16 protein-coding genes, 2 rRNA genes and 1 riboswitch are annotated in these 14591 nt (G+C 47.6%); of the genes, 16 read left to right on the plus strand and 2 right to left on the minus strand.

Going from position 1 to position 14591, the window contains the following annotated elements; all coding sequences use genetic code 11:
* The 3 genes from A3844_RS20470 to A3844_RS20480 all read left to right on the plus strand — a co-directional run.
* Positions 1 to 86 (plus strand): 23S ribosomal RNA (locus tag A3844_RS20470); the annotation flags it as partial.
* Between the two features lie 77 nt (positions 87 to 163).
* Positions 164 to 280: ribosomal RNA gene (gene rrf, locus A3844_RS20475) — 5S ribosomal RNA — on the plus strand.
* 260 nt (positions 281 to 540) lie between these two features.
* On the plus strand, positions 541 to 954 hold the full coding sequence (locus A3844_RS20480) for a hypothetical protein (protein WP_074086900.1): 414 nt from the start codon (positions 541 to 543) through the stop codon (positions 952 to 954).
* An 83-nt stretch (positions 955 to 1037) separates the two neighbouring features.
* On the opposite strand, the gene A3844_RS20485 is transcribed toward A3844_RS20480, so the two are convergent.
* Positions 1038 to 1562, minus strand: a complete 525-nt coding sequence (locus A3844_RS20485; protein ID WP_074086901.1) for a hypothetical protein — start codon at positions 1560 to 1562, stop codon at positions 1038 to 1040.
* 210 nt (positions 1563 to 1772) lie between these two features.
* On the opposite strand from A3844_RS20485, the gene A3844_RS20490 reads away from it, so the two are divergent.
* The 10 genes from A3844_RS20490 (at position 1773) to rsmI (ending at position 9515) form a co-directional block, all read left to right on the plus strand.
* On the plus strand, positions 1773 to 1958 hold the full coding sequence (locus tag A3844_RS20490; RefSeq protein WP_020427902.1) for a sigma factor G inhibitor Gin: 186 nt from the start codon (positions 1773 to 1775) through the stop codon (positions 1956 to 1958).
* Between the two features lie 214 nt (positions 1959 to 2172).
* Positions 2173 to 3807 (plus strand): aminotransferase class I/II-fold pyridoxal phosphate-dependent enzyme, encoded by a 1635-nt coding sequence (locus A3844_RS20495; RefSeq protein WP_074108335.1) that lies wholly within the window; start codon positions 2173 to 2175, stop codon positions 3805 to 3807.
* Positions 3808 to 4449 (plus strand): dTMP kinase, encoded by a 642-nt coding sequence (gene tmk, locus A3844_RS20500; protein ID WP_074102223.1) that lies wholly within the window; start codon positions 3808 to 3810, stop codon positions 4447 to 4449. It begins immediately after the preceding gene.
* 118 nt (positions 4450 to 4567) lie between these two features.
* Positions 4568 to 4897 carry a cyclic-di-AMP receptor gene (locus A3844_RS20505; protein ID WP_020427905.1) on the plus strand — a complete coding sequence of 110 codons (330 nt, stop codon included), beginning with the start codon at positions 4568 to 4570 and terminating at the stop codon, positions 4895 to 4897.
* A 42-nt stretch (positions 4898 to 4939) separates the two neighbouring features.
* The gene (locus A3844_RS20510; RefSeq protein WP_074086904.1) at positions 4940 to 5380 is read left to right on the plus strand and encodes a YaaR family protein; all 441 of its coding nucleotides are present in this window, start codon (positions 4940 to 4942) and stop codon (positions 5378 to 5380) included.
* Positions 5381 to 5397: 17 nt separating this feature from the next.
* The gene (holB, locus tag A3844_RS20515; protein ID WP_074086905.1) at positions 5398 to 6372 is read left to right on the plus strand and encodes a DNA polymerase III subunit delta'; all 975 of its coding nucleotides are present in this window, start codon (positions 5398 to 5400) and stop codon (positions 6370 to 6372) included.
* A 141-nt stretch (positions 6373 to 6513) separates the two neighbouring features.
* Positions 6514 to 7314: a PSP1 domain-containing protein gene (locus tag A3844_RS20520; protein WP_074086906.1), complete on the plus strand. Its 801-nt coding sequence runs from the start codon at positions 6514 to 6516 to the stop codon at positions 7312 to 7314.
* Positions 7315 to 7344: 30 nt separating this feature from the next.
* Positions 7345 to 7710 (plus strand): initiation-control protein YabA, encoded by a 366-nt coding sequence (locus A3844_RS20525; protein WP_074086907.1) that lies wholly within the window; start codon positions 7345 to 7347, stop codon positions 7708 to 7710.
* A gap of 132 nt (positions 7711 to 7842) precedes the next feature.
* Positions 7843 to 8616 carry a tRNA1(Val) (adenine(37)-N6)-methyltransferase gene (locus A3844_RS20530; protein ID WP_074102224.1) on the plus strand — a complete coding sequence of 258 codons (774 nt, stop codon included), beginning with the start codon at positions 7843 to 7845 and terminating at the stop codon, positions 8614 to 8616.
* Positions 8613 to 9515, plus strand: a complete 903-nt coding sequence (gene rsmI, locus A3844_RS20535; RefSeq protein ID WP_074108336.1) for a 16S rRNA (cytidine(1402)-2'-O)-methyltransferase — start codon at positions 8613 to 8615, stop codon at positions 9513 to 9515. Before A3844_RS20530 ends, rsmI begins: the two co-directional genes overlap by 4 nt.
* A gap of 471 nt (positions 9516 to 9986) precedes the next feature.
* On the opposite strand, the gene A3844_RS20545 is transcribed toward rsmI, so the two are convergent.
* Positions 9987 to 10241, minus strand: a complete 255-nt coding sequence (locus tag A3844_RS20545; RefSeq protein WP_019914502.1) for an AbrB/MazE/SpoVT family DNA-binding domain-containing protein — start codon at positions 10239 to 10241, stop codon at positions 9987 to 9989.
* Positions 10242 to 10546: 305 nt separating this feature from the next.
* On the opposite strand from A3844_RS20545, the gene A3844_RS20550 reads away from it, so the two are divergent.
* The 3 genes from A3844_RS20550 (at position 10547) to A3844_RS20560 (ending at position 14533) form a co-directional block, all read left to right on the plus strand.
* On the plus strand, positions 10547 to 11830 hold the full coding sequence (locus A3844_RS20550) for an HD domain-containing protein (RefSeq protein ID WP_074108338.1): 1284 nt from the start codon (positions 10547 to 10549) through the stop codon (positions 11828 to 11830).
* A 54-nt stretch (positions 11831 to 11884) separates the two neighbouring features.
* A complete protein-coding gene (locus A3844_RS20555) occupies positions 11885 to 12655 on the plus strand; it encodes a TatD family hydrolase (protein WP_074086911.1) in 771 nt (256 codons plus the stop codon).
* A gap of 198 nt (positions 12656 to 12853) precedes the next feature.
* A riboswitch (cyclic di-AMP (ydaO/yuaA leader) is annotated at positions 12854 to 13082 on the plus strand.
* A gap of 290 nt (positions 13083 to 13372) precedes the next feature.
* Positions 13373 to 14533: a 3D domain-containing protein gene (locus A3844_RS20560; RefSeq protein ID WP_074102227.1), complete on the plus strand. Its 1161-nt coding sequence runs from the start codon at positions 13373 to 13375 to the stop codon at positions 14531 to 14533.
* Positions 14534 to 14591 lie beyond the last annotated feature (58 nt).

Here is a 14591-nt window from a genome sequence, read left to right on the forward strand (position 1 = left end):
TGAAGACGACGAGGTAGATAGGTTGGAGGTGGAAGTGCAGCAATGCATGGAGCTGACCAATACTAATCGGTCGAGGGCTTATCCAAATCATAAAACGCAGATTCGTTTCGGATTCAGTTTTCAGGAATGAAGGTTCCTGAAGCATTTACGCTGTAAATGCCCGTTTGGTGGCGATAGCGGAGGGGTTCCACGCGTACCCATCCCGAACACGACCGTTAAGCCCTCCAGCGCCGATGGTACTTGGACCGAAGGGTCCTGGGAGAGTAGGACGCCGCCAAGCACATGAAGCCATTGTTGAGTCATCGACAATGGCTTTTTTGTTGTTTTATCCATATAAGATGTTGTGGTTTAAGTACAAAAAAATAAATAAAACGCTTTCAATTGAGTGACATTTTTGTTACCGACGAACTTTCTGTTCCAAGTATAATAGAAAAGTGCAAATATTAAGCACTTCCTTAATACGAATGGACTACTGATAAATCCTAGCATTTAATTTTCTTATGTCTTTAGATGCATGGCAGTGGTAAGGAGGATTTAGGTATGAAGCGAACCCGACCATTATGGATAGTATTCATTCTTTGTATAGTTGGTGTAATGCTGGTTGGTTGTGGAACAAAAGAGCCGGCCTGGGACACCTTTGAAGGGGCTCTTAACGAAAAGGGTTTTCCTGTTCCTAAGGAAGCTAATTCTACGGACCGGACAACTAGTAATGTAGCTATGGATTATGTCCGGTATTCTATGCCTGATCTTAAGGAGAAGGAAGGTGTACCGGAACCTTACCGAAAGGCCATAGAAGCTTGGGGATGGGAAGAGCAAAAGGAAGAGGATTCGACAAATTCCCGGGTTTATCAGAAGGATGGAGTGATTGTACACTTAACCGTGCATAATGGTTATTTCATTGTCATGATTCCGAAGGAGAAGAAGGCCTCAATTAAAGGACTAAAGACAAAGTAAATAACCGCCATCCTGCTATGGATGGCGGTTATTTTTGCTGAGAATGTAGTGGCCTTTGCCGTATGTATATATAAATGTTATTTCTATTGCGAATAATAGGAGGCATCGGCTGGGGTAAACTTCAACATACCGTCTTTTTGTTCGCGGTGTAAGCGGAATAGTATATACAACCGGGGTAAGAGTACCCATAGATGAAATACTGCCAAAGACACAGTGAAGGCTAAAGGCGCCCAGACGATAAAGAGTGCGGTGATGGAAAGGCCAATCCAGAAGTTATGAAGTTGTACTTTGCGAAAAATACCGTAGTTGATGTATTGGTCGGGCATATATCCGGGCCATGGCAGGCGGAGGGACATTTTCCACCGCTTAGCAATGGGATGGCCAGAAATTAGCAGAACAGAACGTGAGATTACATACTGAATCCACAGAACGACGGGTGCGGCTATGATCATAAACAGGATGCTCCACCAAGAAAGGAAAATGGTCTCAAATACCACACAGATAATGGGGAGCGCCATATAGACACGCAGCCAAGCGGCAGAAGTATTGATTTTTTTGATTAGTTTGTACTGGTAGAATGTAGCCGAGCCTTTGTTGTTTGCTTCCATAAGAAAGCGCTGACCTCCTCACAAGTCCTTATGATACTAATATCGGCGGGTGAAGACGTTTTATTAAACTCACTTAGGCATAATCACCGTTTGGGCGGCTGATGAATACATATATTTTAAGCCAATGCAGGATAGGAAAAATCTATGAAAAGGTTTAAAATGATAGAAAGTGTATCATACTGTTCTTAAAAGAGTCAAGGTGGGATGGTAATGGAACAGCAAACCGAGCAAGCCTGCATCATCTGCGGGCAGATGAAAGAAGAAGGAATCGTGATTGTCTCGCATTTCATTTGCGAGGATTGTGAGGCTGAGATGGTACGCACCGAGGCTGAAGACGCCAAATACCGCTTTTTCGTAGGACGGATGAAGAAGATCGATCTGCAAAAGAATGCGTGAACAAAGTATGTGGTAGGCTTGGATGAATAGTAGAGAATTAGATAATAGACCGAATTAATACCTGCACCATTAAGAATTACCAATCTAACGGCTTCACCTGATTTTTTGGCGGGAGGAGCTGTTTTGTTATGTGATTAAGCTTTTTGGTCGAAATATAGGCGTATGGGCATATTTGCGTTAAAATAGAAGGTAACCCCCAGGGAAGGAAGAAAAGATGGACAGACTAGAGCCTGGCAGGGCACCTGTATATGAAATGCTGGAACAATATAGAGTAAAGGGTAATATCTCGTATCATGTACCTGGACATAAGAACGGAGATGCCTATCGAGGGCAAGAAAGTGCCGGTTTCTTAAGAGAGGTGATGAGGTACGATGTAACTGAGATTACCGGAACCGATGATCTTCATCATCCCGAAGGAGTAATTCAGGAAGCACAGGAGCTGGCGGCGGATTGTTTTGGGGCCGAGGAGAGCTTTTTTCTGGTTGGGGGCAGTACTGCCGGTAATTTGGCGTTGATCCTTACGGTATGCCCTGAGCCTGGAATGACACTTATCCTTCAGCGGAATGTTCACAAGTCGGTTATCCATGGTTTGATGCTGGCTGGGGTTCGTGCTGTTTTTGTGGAGCCACAGATGGATTGGCACAGCGGCCTTATGGTTGCTCCTGCGGTTCAGACGATTCAGAATGCCCTTGCAGCCTACCCTGAGGCCGCTGCCGTCCTGGTCACCATGCCAAATTACTATGGCATGGGCAGTGATCTTGCGCCCCTCGCACAGGCCTGCCACGACAGCGGTGTTCCGCTGCTGGTGGATGAAGCACACGGGGCGCATTACGGACAGCACCCTGCGCTGCCAGCGGGGGCGCTGGTGTGTGGCGCGGACGGTGTGGTGCAGTCCACGCACAAGATGCTGTCGGCGCTGACCATGGGCGCCATGCTGCATGTGCAAGGGCCATGGCTCGACCGCGCGCTGCTGCGGCAGCGGCTCGCCATGGTTCAGAGCTCCAGCCCATCATACCCCGTGATGGCTTCGCTCGATCTGGCCCGCCGGCTGGTGCATAGCCAGCGGGCCGGGGCCTTCACGGCGGGACTCGCCGCCGTGGATGTACTGCGGCGCGGCCTGGCTTCGCTGCCGCGCTACGGGCTGCTGCAGCCGGCAGAGCCGCTGCAGCCCGGCTGCGGCGCCGCGGGTACTGGCGCCGCAGCTGATATGCCGCCGCAGAGCGTGGCGGCATACAGCACCCAGGACCCCTTCAAGGCGGTCATATATGACGCCGTCGGGGTCCTGGGGGGCTTCGAGCTGCAGCGCAGGCTCGAAGAGAAGGGTATCGTGCCGGAGATGAGTGACGACCGGCACGTGGTGCTTGCCTTCAGCCTTGGCTCGAATGCGGAGGATACAGGGCTGCTGCTGGCTGCGTTGCGGGAGATAGCCGAGGAGACAGCAGATGTGACGGTAAACCTGCATGAAGATACAACTAGGCAGGGATTTTCAACGGAATGCCTGCCTGCCGAGTCAGTAGCTGGGGTGGTTCCTGATTCCGCAAAAAATTCCACGTGGAACAATTTTACGAATGATATAATTTCCAGCCCTGTGTTATTTTCGATGAAACCAGTGAATCCATTGGAAACCGAAAGTATAGGGCTTGAATATAGTACGGGTAGAATGTCAGCGGAAATGGTGATACCCTATCCCCCTGGGATTCCACTTCTATATCCAGGAGAAGAGATAAGCGAAGATATCTGCAACCGGCTAATCGGCCTCAGCCAGGGGGGAGCCAAATTCCAGGCCTGTGCGGATCCGGCTTTACAACAAATTCTGGTTTACAACATTAAGAAGGGCGGAGACGCATAAGTGGTACAAGAAGGTTTCTTTATTACTCTGGAGGGAGGCGATGGCTCTGGAAAAACAACAGTTCTGGGCAGAGTAGCGGCCTACCTGCAGAATCATTCCATGCCTTACCTGATTACCCGCGAACCCGGCGGCATTGAAATTGCTGAGAAAATCCGTTCCATAATTCTCGATCCGGCGCATACTGCGATGGATGCACGTACGGAAGCGCTGCTATATGCAGCATCCCGAAGCCAGCATTTGGCGGAAGTGGTCGAGCCGGCGCTTAAAGAAGGACTTACCGTGCTATGTGACCGTTTTGTTGACAGCAGTCTGGTTTATCAGGGCTATGCCAGAGGATTGGGTATCGAAGAGGTAAGGAAAATTAATCAATTTGCGACCAGCGGACGTACCCCGGATCTCACGTTTTATCTTGATGTGGACCCGGAAGTAGGGTTGTCACGGATTGCTGCCAATGAGGAACGGGAAGTGAACCGTCTCGACTTGGAGAGTTTGGCTTTTCATCAAAGGGTTAGGGATGGATATTGCCAAGTCATAAAGTCTGATCCTGAACGGATCGTGGTGCTTGATGCCAACCGTCCCATTCACATGGTGGAGCAAGATATTGTCCGTATACTGAAAGAACGAATATTAAAGGATTTTTAGGACGTTTTGTCTAATTAAAGGAAGTGTACCAAACTAAGCATATGCTATCGAAGCTGGTATTCGTACGAAGTTAATGTATGAAGCCAAGCTCACAAAACTTTTAGGAGGGATAGCGAAGATGAATCTGATCATTGCAATTATCCAGGATAAAGACAGCAACCGGTTGTCGAGTGAACTAGTCAAAGCAAACTTTCGTGCAACGAAGCTGGCCAGTACAGGCGGATTTCTACGGGCAGGCAACACTACATTTATGATTGGCGTTGACGACTCTCAGGTGGAAGCTGTATTAACTGTTATTCGTAACAGTTGCAAGGTACGTGAACAGCTTGTCACCCCAGTGACTCCAATGAGCGGTACGACAGATTCCTATTTACCGCTTCCCGTAGAGGTTCAAGTTGGCGGGGCTACCGTATTTGTACTTCCTGTCGATCGTTTTGAGCATTATTGAGCATAGTATAAATAAATTCTCCGTAAAGGGGTGGTGGAACCTTTGAAAATCAATCCCGGCTACAGGCCCTTAAAAAGTGAGCTGCCGACAGCTGGAGCGGGGAGGCCCGTTCAGCAGAAAACCTTTACCGATATATTTCAGCAGCAAGGTGAACAAAAAACAATAGATGAGCTGAACCAAAAGATCAAGGATATTCAGCAGCAGGGAGACCGGCTTGCCAAATCCATGACGGTTCGGGAACTTGCCATATACCGGAATATGATCAAAAAGTTCCTGGAAGAAACCGCCCGAAGGGGCGTTATTCTAAAGGAAACCAAGGGCTGGGACCGCCGAGGGCGGGGGAAACGTTATAAACTGCTCGAGGAAATAGATGCCGCTCTGTTAAATATGGCTGATGAACTGCTGGAGAGTGAGCAGGGCCGTATAGATTTGCTGGGGCGTGTCGGAGAAATTCGAGGTTTGCTGATCAACCTTTCTTTTTAAAAGACTTGGAGGAATGTATGTCTTTTCATGATATATTAGGCCAGGAGGATGCCAAACGCCTGCTTCAAAATGCATTACGCAAGGATGCAGTAAGCCATGCCTATTTGTTCACAGGATCACCCGGAAGTGGTCAAATGAAGACGGCGTTGATGTTCGCCCAAGCTATATTTTGTACCACCAGTAAAGATGATGCGTGCGGAGAATGTCTGGAATGCCGTAAGGTAGAACATGGCAACCATCCGGATTTATCTCTGCTTAAGCCTGATGGAGCAAGCATCAAAATTGATCAGATCCGCGAGCTGCAGCGCATGTTCTCATACCGCTCAGAGGGTGTTAACCCTAAGGTGTATATTATAGAAGGAGCGGACAAAATGACGGTTCAGGCCGCAAACAGTCTGCTTAAGTTTTTAGAGGAGCCCCCGGCACCTGCGGTGGGCATTCTGATTTCCGACAACAGCAGTTCCCTGCTGCCGACAATCCAGTCAAGAACGCAGCGCATTCCATTTAGCCCTCTGCATCCGGATATTATGCTTCAGGCGCTGTCCAGTGAAGGGGTTCCGGTGCCACTGGCACGATGTGCGGTATCACTGACTTCGGGACTTGATGGTTGCAGGGAACTTTTGGCACAGAATTGGTTTGCAGAAATGAGAAATCTAGTGTTACAATTAGCGAAGGAGTCTTTGGGCAAGGGCAGCTCCGCGGTAGCAACCGCCGGGCAGAAGCTGTTCAAGACCGGACTCAGTGAACATTTGGATATCCTGTTCAGCATGTTCCACTTATGGTTCAAAGATATGCTTTACTTCCTGTACCGAAAGCACGAAAGTATCGTTTTCATAGATCAGTTAGACTTTATTTCCAGACATGCCCGTCAGCGGAGTACGGAACAATGGGTGGCCTATATGGAATTTGCTGCAGAGAGCAAGCGTAAGCTGCGATCCAATGCCAATGCTCAGTTGTGTCTGGAACAGTTCCTAATCCGATTGGAAAGTTAATGGGTTAGTTTTGATATATCCTCCGGATCAACGCTTCAGCCTGGAAGTATGGGTTTAACGGATGAGGAAGGACAAGCATGGATCACCAGGGAGCGGACTTGCTTAAGGGTTCCTTTTACCGGCAAACAAGGGGGTTAATTTTTGTACAGCGTAGTAGGTGTCCGCTTTAAAAAAGCGGGTAAAATATATTACTTTGATCCGCTCGATTTTCCGATTGAACGGGATCAATGTGTGATTGTGGAGACAGCAAGAGGTGTCGAGTACGGTAAAGTTGTCGTTGGAAAAAAAGAGGTGCAGGAAGCGGATGTGGTGTTGCCTCTCAAAAAAGTCATGCGGATTGCCGGAGAAACGGACGCACGCGTGGTGGAAGAGAATAAAGGTGCTGCAAAGGATGCTTTTACCACCTGTTTAAATAAAATCCGCGATCATGGCCTCAAAATGAAGCTTGTGGATGTGGAATTTACGTTTGACCGCAATAAGATTATTTTTTATTTTACTGCTGAAGGCCGGGTTGATTTTCGTGAGTTGGTCAAGGATCTGGCAAGCATCTTCCGTACCCGCATTGAGCTGCGGCAGATCGGGGTGCGTGATGAGGCTAAGATGCTCGGTGGGTTAGGGCCTTGTGGTCGGGTACTTTGCTGCTCCTCCTGGCTTGGAGATTTCGAGCCTGTATCCATAAAGATGGCTAAGGACCAAAATCTCTCACTAAACCCAACAAAGATCTCGGGTCTTTGTGGAAGACTCATGTGTTGCTTGAAATTTGAGCATGATAATTACGAAAGCACGAAGGAAGAAATGCCAGCGGTAGGCAAGCTAGTCGTAACCTCACTGGGTGACGGTAAGGTGGTTGGTATTAATGCCGGAAGCCGTACAGTTCATGTACAGTTGTTCGAAGTGGGCAAAGTTAAAGAACTTCCAATGGATGATGTTGTCGTCAAGTAAACCATATAAGGTTACTTTCGGGGTGGAAACTTGGAGAAGATAAATATATTTGCACACATGCAGGAGATGGAAGCGCAGATGGAAAACATGCGCGCAAGTCTCGGAGATTGGAAGCAGACGGTTAAGGAATTAATGGAAGCCAATCAAAGGCTAAGTCTGGAGAATGAACAGCTTCGTAAAATATTGAAGCGGGAGGCGCCTTTGGACCCTGCTGCCCATTCTGCTGAAGCAGAGGCTCTTTTGGCCGCAAGTGAGGGAGCAGAGGAGGTTGTCGGGGAAGGCTATGACAATCTGGCACGGCTCTATCATGAAGGTTTTCATATCTGCAATGTCTATTTCGGGCATTTACGTACAGAGGGTGACTGCCTGTTCTGTCTTTCGTTTCTTAATAAATGAGCAAATCCAGCCGTAGGAGATTTACGCCTACGGTTTTTTTTGAATTTAGCAGAGTGTATGCTTCCGAAGCAAATTTTGTTTCGAAGACAATTCATGAAGTATATACTTAAGCAAAACTTTTAGGAGAACACTATGACGAATTCTTTTAACGATGTGCCGGTTCCTTTGTATGGCGCAGAGCGGGTAGATGATTTACTGACACATGATTTAAAGATTATTCAGAGCGACGAGGTGTTCAGCTTTTCAATGGATGCAGTGTTGCTTGCAAGATTCGCCAGTGTACCGCCGCGTGGCAAGGTACTGGATCTGTGTACAGGCAATGGCGTGATCCCGATGCTTCTTACGACACGTACCAAGGCCACTATAGAAGGTATTGAGATTCAGCCGCGTCTGGCAGATATGGCTCGTCGAAGCGTAGCGATGAACGGGCTGGAGGATCGGGTAATTATACATGAGGGGGATTTACGTGAGCTGCACCATACGGCAGGATACGGCGTGTATGATGCGATAACCGTTAACCCGCCCTATATGCCGCTGAACGGGAGTGACCTTAAACTGAATACTCATCAGGCTATGGCCCGCCACGAGCTGGGCTGCACTCTTGAGGAGGTCGTTCAGGCCTGTGTACGGCTTGTCCGCACTGGTGGAAAGGTAAGCATGGTTCATAAGCCACAGCGTCTGGTGGATATCATCAGTCTGATGAGACAATACCGGCTGGAACCGAAGCTGATCCGTTTTGTTCATCCGCGTGCCCATCTGGAGGCTAATATGGTATTAATCGAGGCGGCGCGGGATGGTAAGCCTGAGGTACGTTTACAACCCCCATTGATCGTATATAATGAGGACAATCAATATTGTCCGGAAATTCTGGATATCTACTATGGAGCTAAAGAGGGTAAATCATGACGATCTCGTGTCAAAGCAGCTTTCAAAACAGGAATATAGATCAGCAAAAAGGAACGGGTTCCCTGTATCTGGTAGCGACTCCCATTGGCAACTTGGAGGATATGACGTATCGTGCTGTGCGTACGCTGCAGGAATGCGATATTATCGCCGCCGAGGATACGAGACAGACCCGCAAATTGCTAAGCCACTTCGAAATCACACCTTCGATGCTGTTCAGTTATCATGAGCATAATAAGGCGGCCAGTGGACCAGAGCTTATCCGCTATATAATAGAAGGTAAAAATCTGGCACTGGTCAGCGACGCCGGTCTGCCGGCCATTTCCGACCCTGGAGCCGATCTCGTAGCGCTTGCGGTCAGCCACGGGATTCCCGTGGTTCCGATCCCCGGAGCAAATGCGGCGCTGTCTGCTTTGATTGCTTCAGGCTTGCCTACTAACAGCTTCACCTTCATCGGGTTCCTGCCAAGGGAGCGTAAGGATATTCGCACCGTGCTGTCGGCGCTCCGTTCAGCGCAAGGCACCCTATTGTTCTATGAATCACCGCACCGTGTAGCAAAAACATTGGCTCACCTGCAGGAGGCCTTCGGTAACCGCCAGGTTGTACTCGCCCGTGAATTGACAAAAAGATATGAGGAGTTCCTGCGCGGAACTATTGAAGAATGTGTGGTTTGGTTGTCAGATCATCCACCGCTTGGTGAGTACGTAATTGTGCTGGAGGGGGAGAGCAAAGAGGAGGCCAAGCTCGCCGAATCTTCCTGGTGGCGTGAACTCAGTATTGAGGAGCATGTAGCCCACTATGAAACTTCCGGTCTGACACGTAAGGACGCTATGAAAAAAGCAGCATCAGATCGTGGGTTAGCCAAACGGGATATTTATAATGCTCTACTGGAAAGAGAGTAAGGAAATATTGATGAGGAGTTCCTTATATTAGTTGTAAATGTAGTTTCAACATTTATATATATGGCAACGGGGGAATTTGGAGTATATATATGGGTATAGTGTAGCCAAGCAATTCCCGCAGGGAGAGCGGCTTGCAGCACCGCACGTTACCCGGGAGCGCCTTGCGCAGCCGCTATAGGAGGTAATAGCCTATGGCGAAACCCTTCGCATGACAAGGCCCCGAGGGCTTGCCCGAAAGAGGGCCGGTCTACCATCAACCGATACTCTTTTACGCGCAGCCACACGATCAGACAACTTTCCGGGTGTCCAGAGGGCCGGGGCCCTTGGGGCTCTCCCTGTAGGGAGTGTTTGGAGGGTAAACCTTAGGAAGGGAAAAGAGCAAAAAAATACCTCCCGCATAACGGGAGGCCAAGGAGATATAAAAAGGTTAGAATTAACAATTTGATTAGTTCTTATTATAACCTATTTGTTTTAATTTGTCACAGGGGTAGGGATGGCAGAAATGCATTCGTGACAAACAATTTTTCCTTTGAAATAGGTTACGTTTTCAGCATTGCCACAGAATATGCAAGCAGGCTCATATTTCTTAAGCATGATCCGCTCACCGTCCACGTAAATTTCGAGCGCATCCTTTTCTCCGATGCCCAGTGTACGGCGCAATTCAATTGGAATAACAACCCGTCCTAGCTCATCTACTTTTCTAACTATACCTGTTGATTTCATCATTGCAATCGTTGCTCCTCTCAATGTTCAAAAGCGTCATTATTCGACAATGTTCACCGTTTTATGATATTTATAATACCAACCATTCCCAAAACAGTCAACCTTTTTTACGGGTGATTTCAAGGGTATTTTGATAAAAACTTTTGTGACGCTTATAAATAACGCAAATCGTATGAAAATTGCTAAAAATTAGTTTGTCGATTTGTAAATCTATAAAACGTCACGGTTCGACAAAGTGCGACATTATCTACTATTATAACCTTTGTTTCAACTGATTTCTATTATTATTATTCAAAGGAGTTGAACTTATGAAGCAACCGCTGACAGAAGAGAAGGTTTTTAAAGACCCGGTACACAACTATATTCATGTTCAGGATACGATCATCTGGCGATTGATTAATACCAGCGAATTTCAGCGTTTGCGTCGCATTCGCCAGCTTGGTACCTCTTATCTAACCTTCCACGGAGCAGAGCATAGCCGTTTTTCCCACTCCCTGGGCGTTTATGAAATTACACGGCGAATCATCTCCCAGTTTGAACGAAGCGGGTACAAGGATTGGATGCCGGAGGAGAGTCTGCTCACATTATGTGCAGCGCTCTTACATGATTTGGGACATGGGCCGTTCTCCCATTCAATAGAAGAAGCTTTTGAAATGAACCACGAGGATTGGACCTGCAGAATAATACAGGAGAATACGGAAATCACTGCTATACTGCGGGATGTGAGTGAGGATTTCCCGCGCAAGGTTGCCTCTGTAATTGCCAAAACATATGAGCATGAAATCGTGGTCAACCTGGTGTCCGGTCCTCTGGATGCGGATCGCATGGATTATTTGTTGCGGGATGCTTACTACACCGGAGTGAACTATGGAACCATCGATATTGACCGTATTCTAAGAATGCTGCGTCCTTATAATGGGAGGGTTGTCGTAAAGGAATCAGGCATGCATGCCATTGAGGATTATCTGATGTCACGGTACCAGATGTATTGGCAGGTATACTTTCACCCGGTTACGCGCAGTTCGGAGATTATTTTGCGCCAGATTTTCCGCAGGGCGAAAGAGCTTCTCCAGGAGGGTTACTCCTTCCGCTTTATGATCAATCCACTCCGTGATTTATTTTGTGGAGAGATTAATGTAGAACAGTATTTACTGCTGGATGAAGCCTTGGTCCAGACTGCCTTTATGCAGTGGACGCTGGAATCCGATGAAACGTTAGCTGACTTGTGCAGCCGATTTATTCATCGTAAACTGTATAAATATGTGGAGATGGACCATCTCGATTCGGAGACGATTGACGAAATCCGCCGCAGTTTTGCCGGTGCCGGGCTGCTTCCTGATTACGACCTGGAAATTGATTATCCGACAGATCTCCCCTATGATGTTTTCCGTCCGGGACAGGGCTTTGACAGCAAACAAATTTTGCTGCTGGACCGGCATGACAAATTGCGGGAAATCTCTGAAGTATCGGATATAGTCCGCTCAATCAGCGGCATTCACCGCGGACGGTATCACCTTTATTTTCCACAGGACAAGCTGCAAAATGTGCTTACACAGCTGCCGGACTCTATCGCTATGATCTTTGCAAAATAATACAAAAATTTCTGGAATTCATCATAGAAAACAAGACCGAAGGGACGATACAGCATGCGCTTATTCGACACACATACTCATCTGGATGCACCGCAATTCGACGAGGACCGTGAGCAGGTTATTGCCCGCGCGTTAGAGGCTGGTGTCAGCAAGATGATTAACATCGGATTTAACCGGGAAACGATTCCAACGACAATGAAATTGGCAGAATCGTATGATTATATTTATGCAGCAGTTGGCTGGCACCCCGTGGACGCCATTGACATGAAAGAGGAGGATATGGACTGGATCGCCTCTCTGTGCAGCCATAAAAAGGTGGTGGCTATCGGAGAAATTGGACTTGATTACTACTGGGATACCTCACCCAAAGAGGTACAGCATGAGGTATTCCGCAAACAGATTGGTATGGCACGGGAACTAAAAATGCCTATCTGTATTCATAATCGTGATGCCCATGAGGATGTGGTACGAATTTTGCGGGAGGAGAAGGCAAGTGAAATTGGCGGTGTCATGCACTCCTTTTCCGGGAGTTGGGAAACGGCCAAAATGTGTCTTGATCTAGGCTTTCATTTATCCTTCGGCGGGCCTGTGACTTTCAAGAATGCCAGGGTGCCTAAAGAGGTGCTTGCTCAGACTCCAATGGACCGGCTTTTGATCGAAACCGACTCCCCATATCTGACGCCTCACCCCTTCCGCGGGAAGCGAAATGAGAGTGCTCATGTGAAGCTTGTCGCCGAGGCAGCAGCGGAAATAAAAGGGATTGATTTACAGGAATTGGCTGAAATTACGTATGCGAACGCGCTGGAACGATTTGGAATTGTCTGAAAACGGGAGAAAAACAGGTGAAAAAAGAAGTATAGCCGATATATTAAACTTTTTTAATAAAGAAACGGCTGATTATTACAATATTTTAATGATTTTTTTACGTAAACGTGGTTGAATCGTGCTTTACAACATGCATCAAAACAGGATATCATCTTTTCAGTGAAGTGAGCTGTTGTTACTGTGACAGTCACAATTTCATGGATCGTCTCGCTGAGTCTCCGTATGGAGAACGGGGGAACCAATAATGATCTGCCGCATGTCCGTACATAGAGTACAACATAGAAATGCCGCAGACTTTATTTGATTTCTTCACGTGGTCTTTGGGGTGAATTTGAGGGCAACCGCCGTGAGCGGGTGACCTGAGATAGGGCGTCTCTCTTATGCCCGAACCCGACAGCTAACCCCGTAAGCGCAAGTAAGAGAGGAAACCTCGTGCATAAACATTCCCGCGTATTCTGACACCCGGAGAGCCACGAAAGAGTCCTCTGTGAACTCTTTTGGGCTTTTTTTGTTTTTTGAATAATGCGGATGTTCCCAGCATACTGTTATATAACAGATGTCTGGAGTAGCTATGCCGAGCAGGCGATCCATGAGCAGGAAACGCTAAAGCAATGCGGGCGTATCCTGTGCAATCTCAAACCTAGTTTCGTCAGAAGTGATAAAGTCACCTTTGCTATACAACTTGGACGACGGGGCTATGTAAGGAGGATGGAGAGAATGGGCGTATTCCAACCAGAAGTATCCCATGATTCGCAATCATCCAGCAGGTCTTTCGCATTACGGTGGAAGCAAGTGAATCCTCGCGTACTTTCGCTTGCAGGCGCGGCATCAATTGTTATCGCGCTGGTAATTCTGCTGTACGTACACGGTCAAAGCATTAAAGAAATAACTTTAGTAATAGACGGAAAGGTACAAACGCTGGAGACGCGGGATGCGCTGCTCAGCGATGTGCTGGCAAAGGAACAAATTTCGCTTCAGCCGCATGATGCTTTATCCATTGGCCTTAGTGATGAAATAAAAGACGGCGACCGCGTCGTAATCAACCGTGCGCAGGCCCTTAAGCTTACTGCGGATGGAACAACCCAAACGCTGTACACGACCGAGGATACCATCGGTCAGGCGATTGACAAACTGGGCGTCAGCCTGGAAAGCTACGATAAGATTTATCCTTCGCTCAACACTGCAGTTTCTGCCGACATGGAAATCAAAATTGTCCGAATCAACAAGCAAGTGGTACAGCGGACAACGAATTTGCCTTTCCGAGTAATTAAGACCGCAGACCCCTCCCTGACCAAGGGAACTGTAAGAGTTGCACAAGCAGGCAAACCCGGCGTAATGGTCCAGCATATTGAGAAAATCTATCAAGATGGCGAGCTGGCATCTATGCGTATGGTGGGCAAGGAAGTACAGGCAGTTACCAAAGACAAGATCATTGCTATTGGTACCAAAGCACTTCCCAAGGCTGCTGTAGCTACTACTGCAACTTCCAATTCAACCACTACCACTAAATCATCTAAAGTCAGAGCGAACAGCAACAATGTTGCCAGCAAGGCAGGTATGGATTTCGAGTACAAAAAAGTAATTAAAAATGTATCCATGACAGCTTATTCATCTGAAGAGCCTGGTATTGGAACCCGTACGGCTTCCGGCACACGCGTAACGGAAGGTAGGACCATCGCTGTAGATCCAGACGTAATACCTATTGGCTGGTGGGTGTATATTGAGGGACTTGGGTTTCGCCGTGCAGAGGATACCGGCGGTGCCATTAAAGGCAACAAGGTAGATGTCTATTATGATTCACTGAGCCATGCCCGTAACTTCGGCCGTAAATCGCGTACGATTTATGTGATTGGACCTGTGAAGCCAGAGCTGAATTAAGCAGCAGATTTTTGCAAATTAGCGTTTTATAAGATATAGTGAGGGTAGCACTTAAGAC

It is taken from the genome of Paenibacillus helianthi (assembly GCF_001909055.1).
Classification (GTDB): domain Bacteria; phylum Bacillota; class Bacilli; order Paenibacillales; family Paenibacillaceae; genus Paenibacillus_AQ; species Paenibacillus_AQ helianthi.

Excerpts from the sequence above, each read along its gene's own strand:
- A3844_RS20480 (WP_074086900.1), top strand. The coding sequence starts at position 541 with ATGAAGCGAACCCGACCATTATGGATAGTATTCATTCTTTGTATAGTT.
- A3844_RS20485 (WP_074086901.1), bottom strand. The coding sequence starts at position 1,562 with ATGGAAGCAAACAACAAAGGCTCGGCTACATTCTACCAGTACAAACTA.
- A3844_RS20490 (WP_020427902.1), top strand. The coding sequence starts at position 1,773 with ATGGAACAGCAAACCGAGCAAGCCTGCATCATCTGCGGGCAGATGAAA.
- A3844_RS20495 (WP_074108335.1), top strand. The coding sequence starts at position 2,173 with ATGGACAGACTAGAGCCTGGCAGGGCACCTGTATATGAAATGCTGGAA.
- A3844_RS20505 (WP_020427905.1), top strand. The coding sequence starts at position 4,568 with ATGAATCTGATCATTGCAATTATCCAGGATAAAGACAGCAACCGGTTG.
- holB (WP_074086905.1), top strand. The coding sequence starts at position 5,398 with ATGTCTTTTCATGATATATTAGGCCAGGAGGATGCCAAACGCCTGCTT.
- A3844_RS20530 (WP_074102224.1), top strand. The coding sequence starts at position 7,843 with ATGACGAATTCTTTTAACGATGTGCCGGTTCCTTTGTATGGCGCAGAG.
- rsmI (WP_074108336.1), top strand. The coding sequence starts at position 8,613 with ATGACGATCTCGTGTCAAAGCAGCTTTCAAAACAGGAATATAGATCAG.
- A3844_RS20545 (WP_019914502.1), bottom strand. The coding sequence starts at position 10,241 with ATGATGAAATCAACAGGTATAGTTAGAAAAGTAGATGAGCTAGGACGG.
- A3844_RS20550 (WP_074108338.1), top strand. The coding sequence starts at position 10,547 with ATGAAGCAACCGCTGACAGAAGAGAAGGTTTTTAAAGACCCGGTACAC.
- A3844_RS20555 (WP_074086911.1), top strand. The coding sequence starts at position 11,885 with ATGCGCTTATTCGACACACATACTCATCTGGATGCACCGCAATTCGAC.
- A3844_RS20560 (WP_074102227.1), top strand. The coding sequence starts at position 13,373 with ATGGGCGTATTCCAACCAGAAGTATCCCATGATTCGCAATCATCCAGC.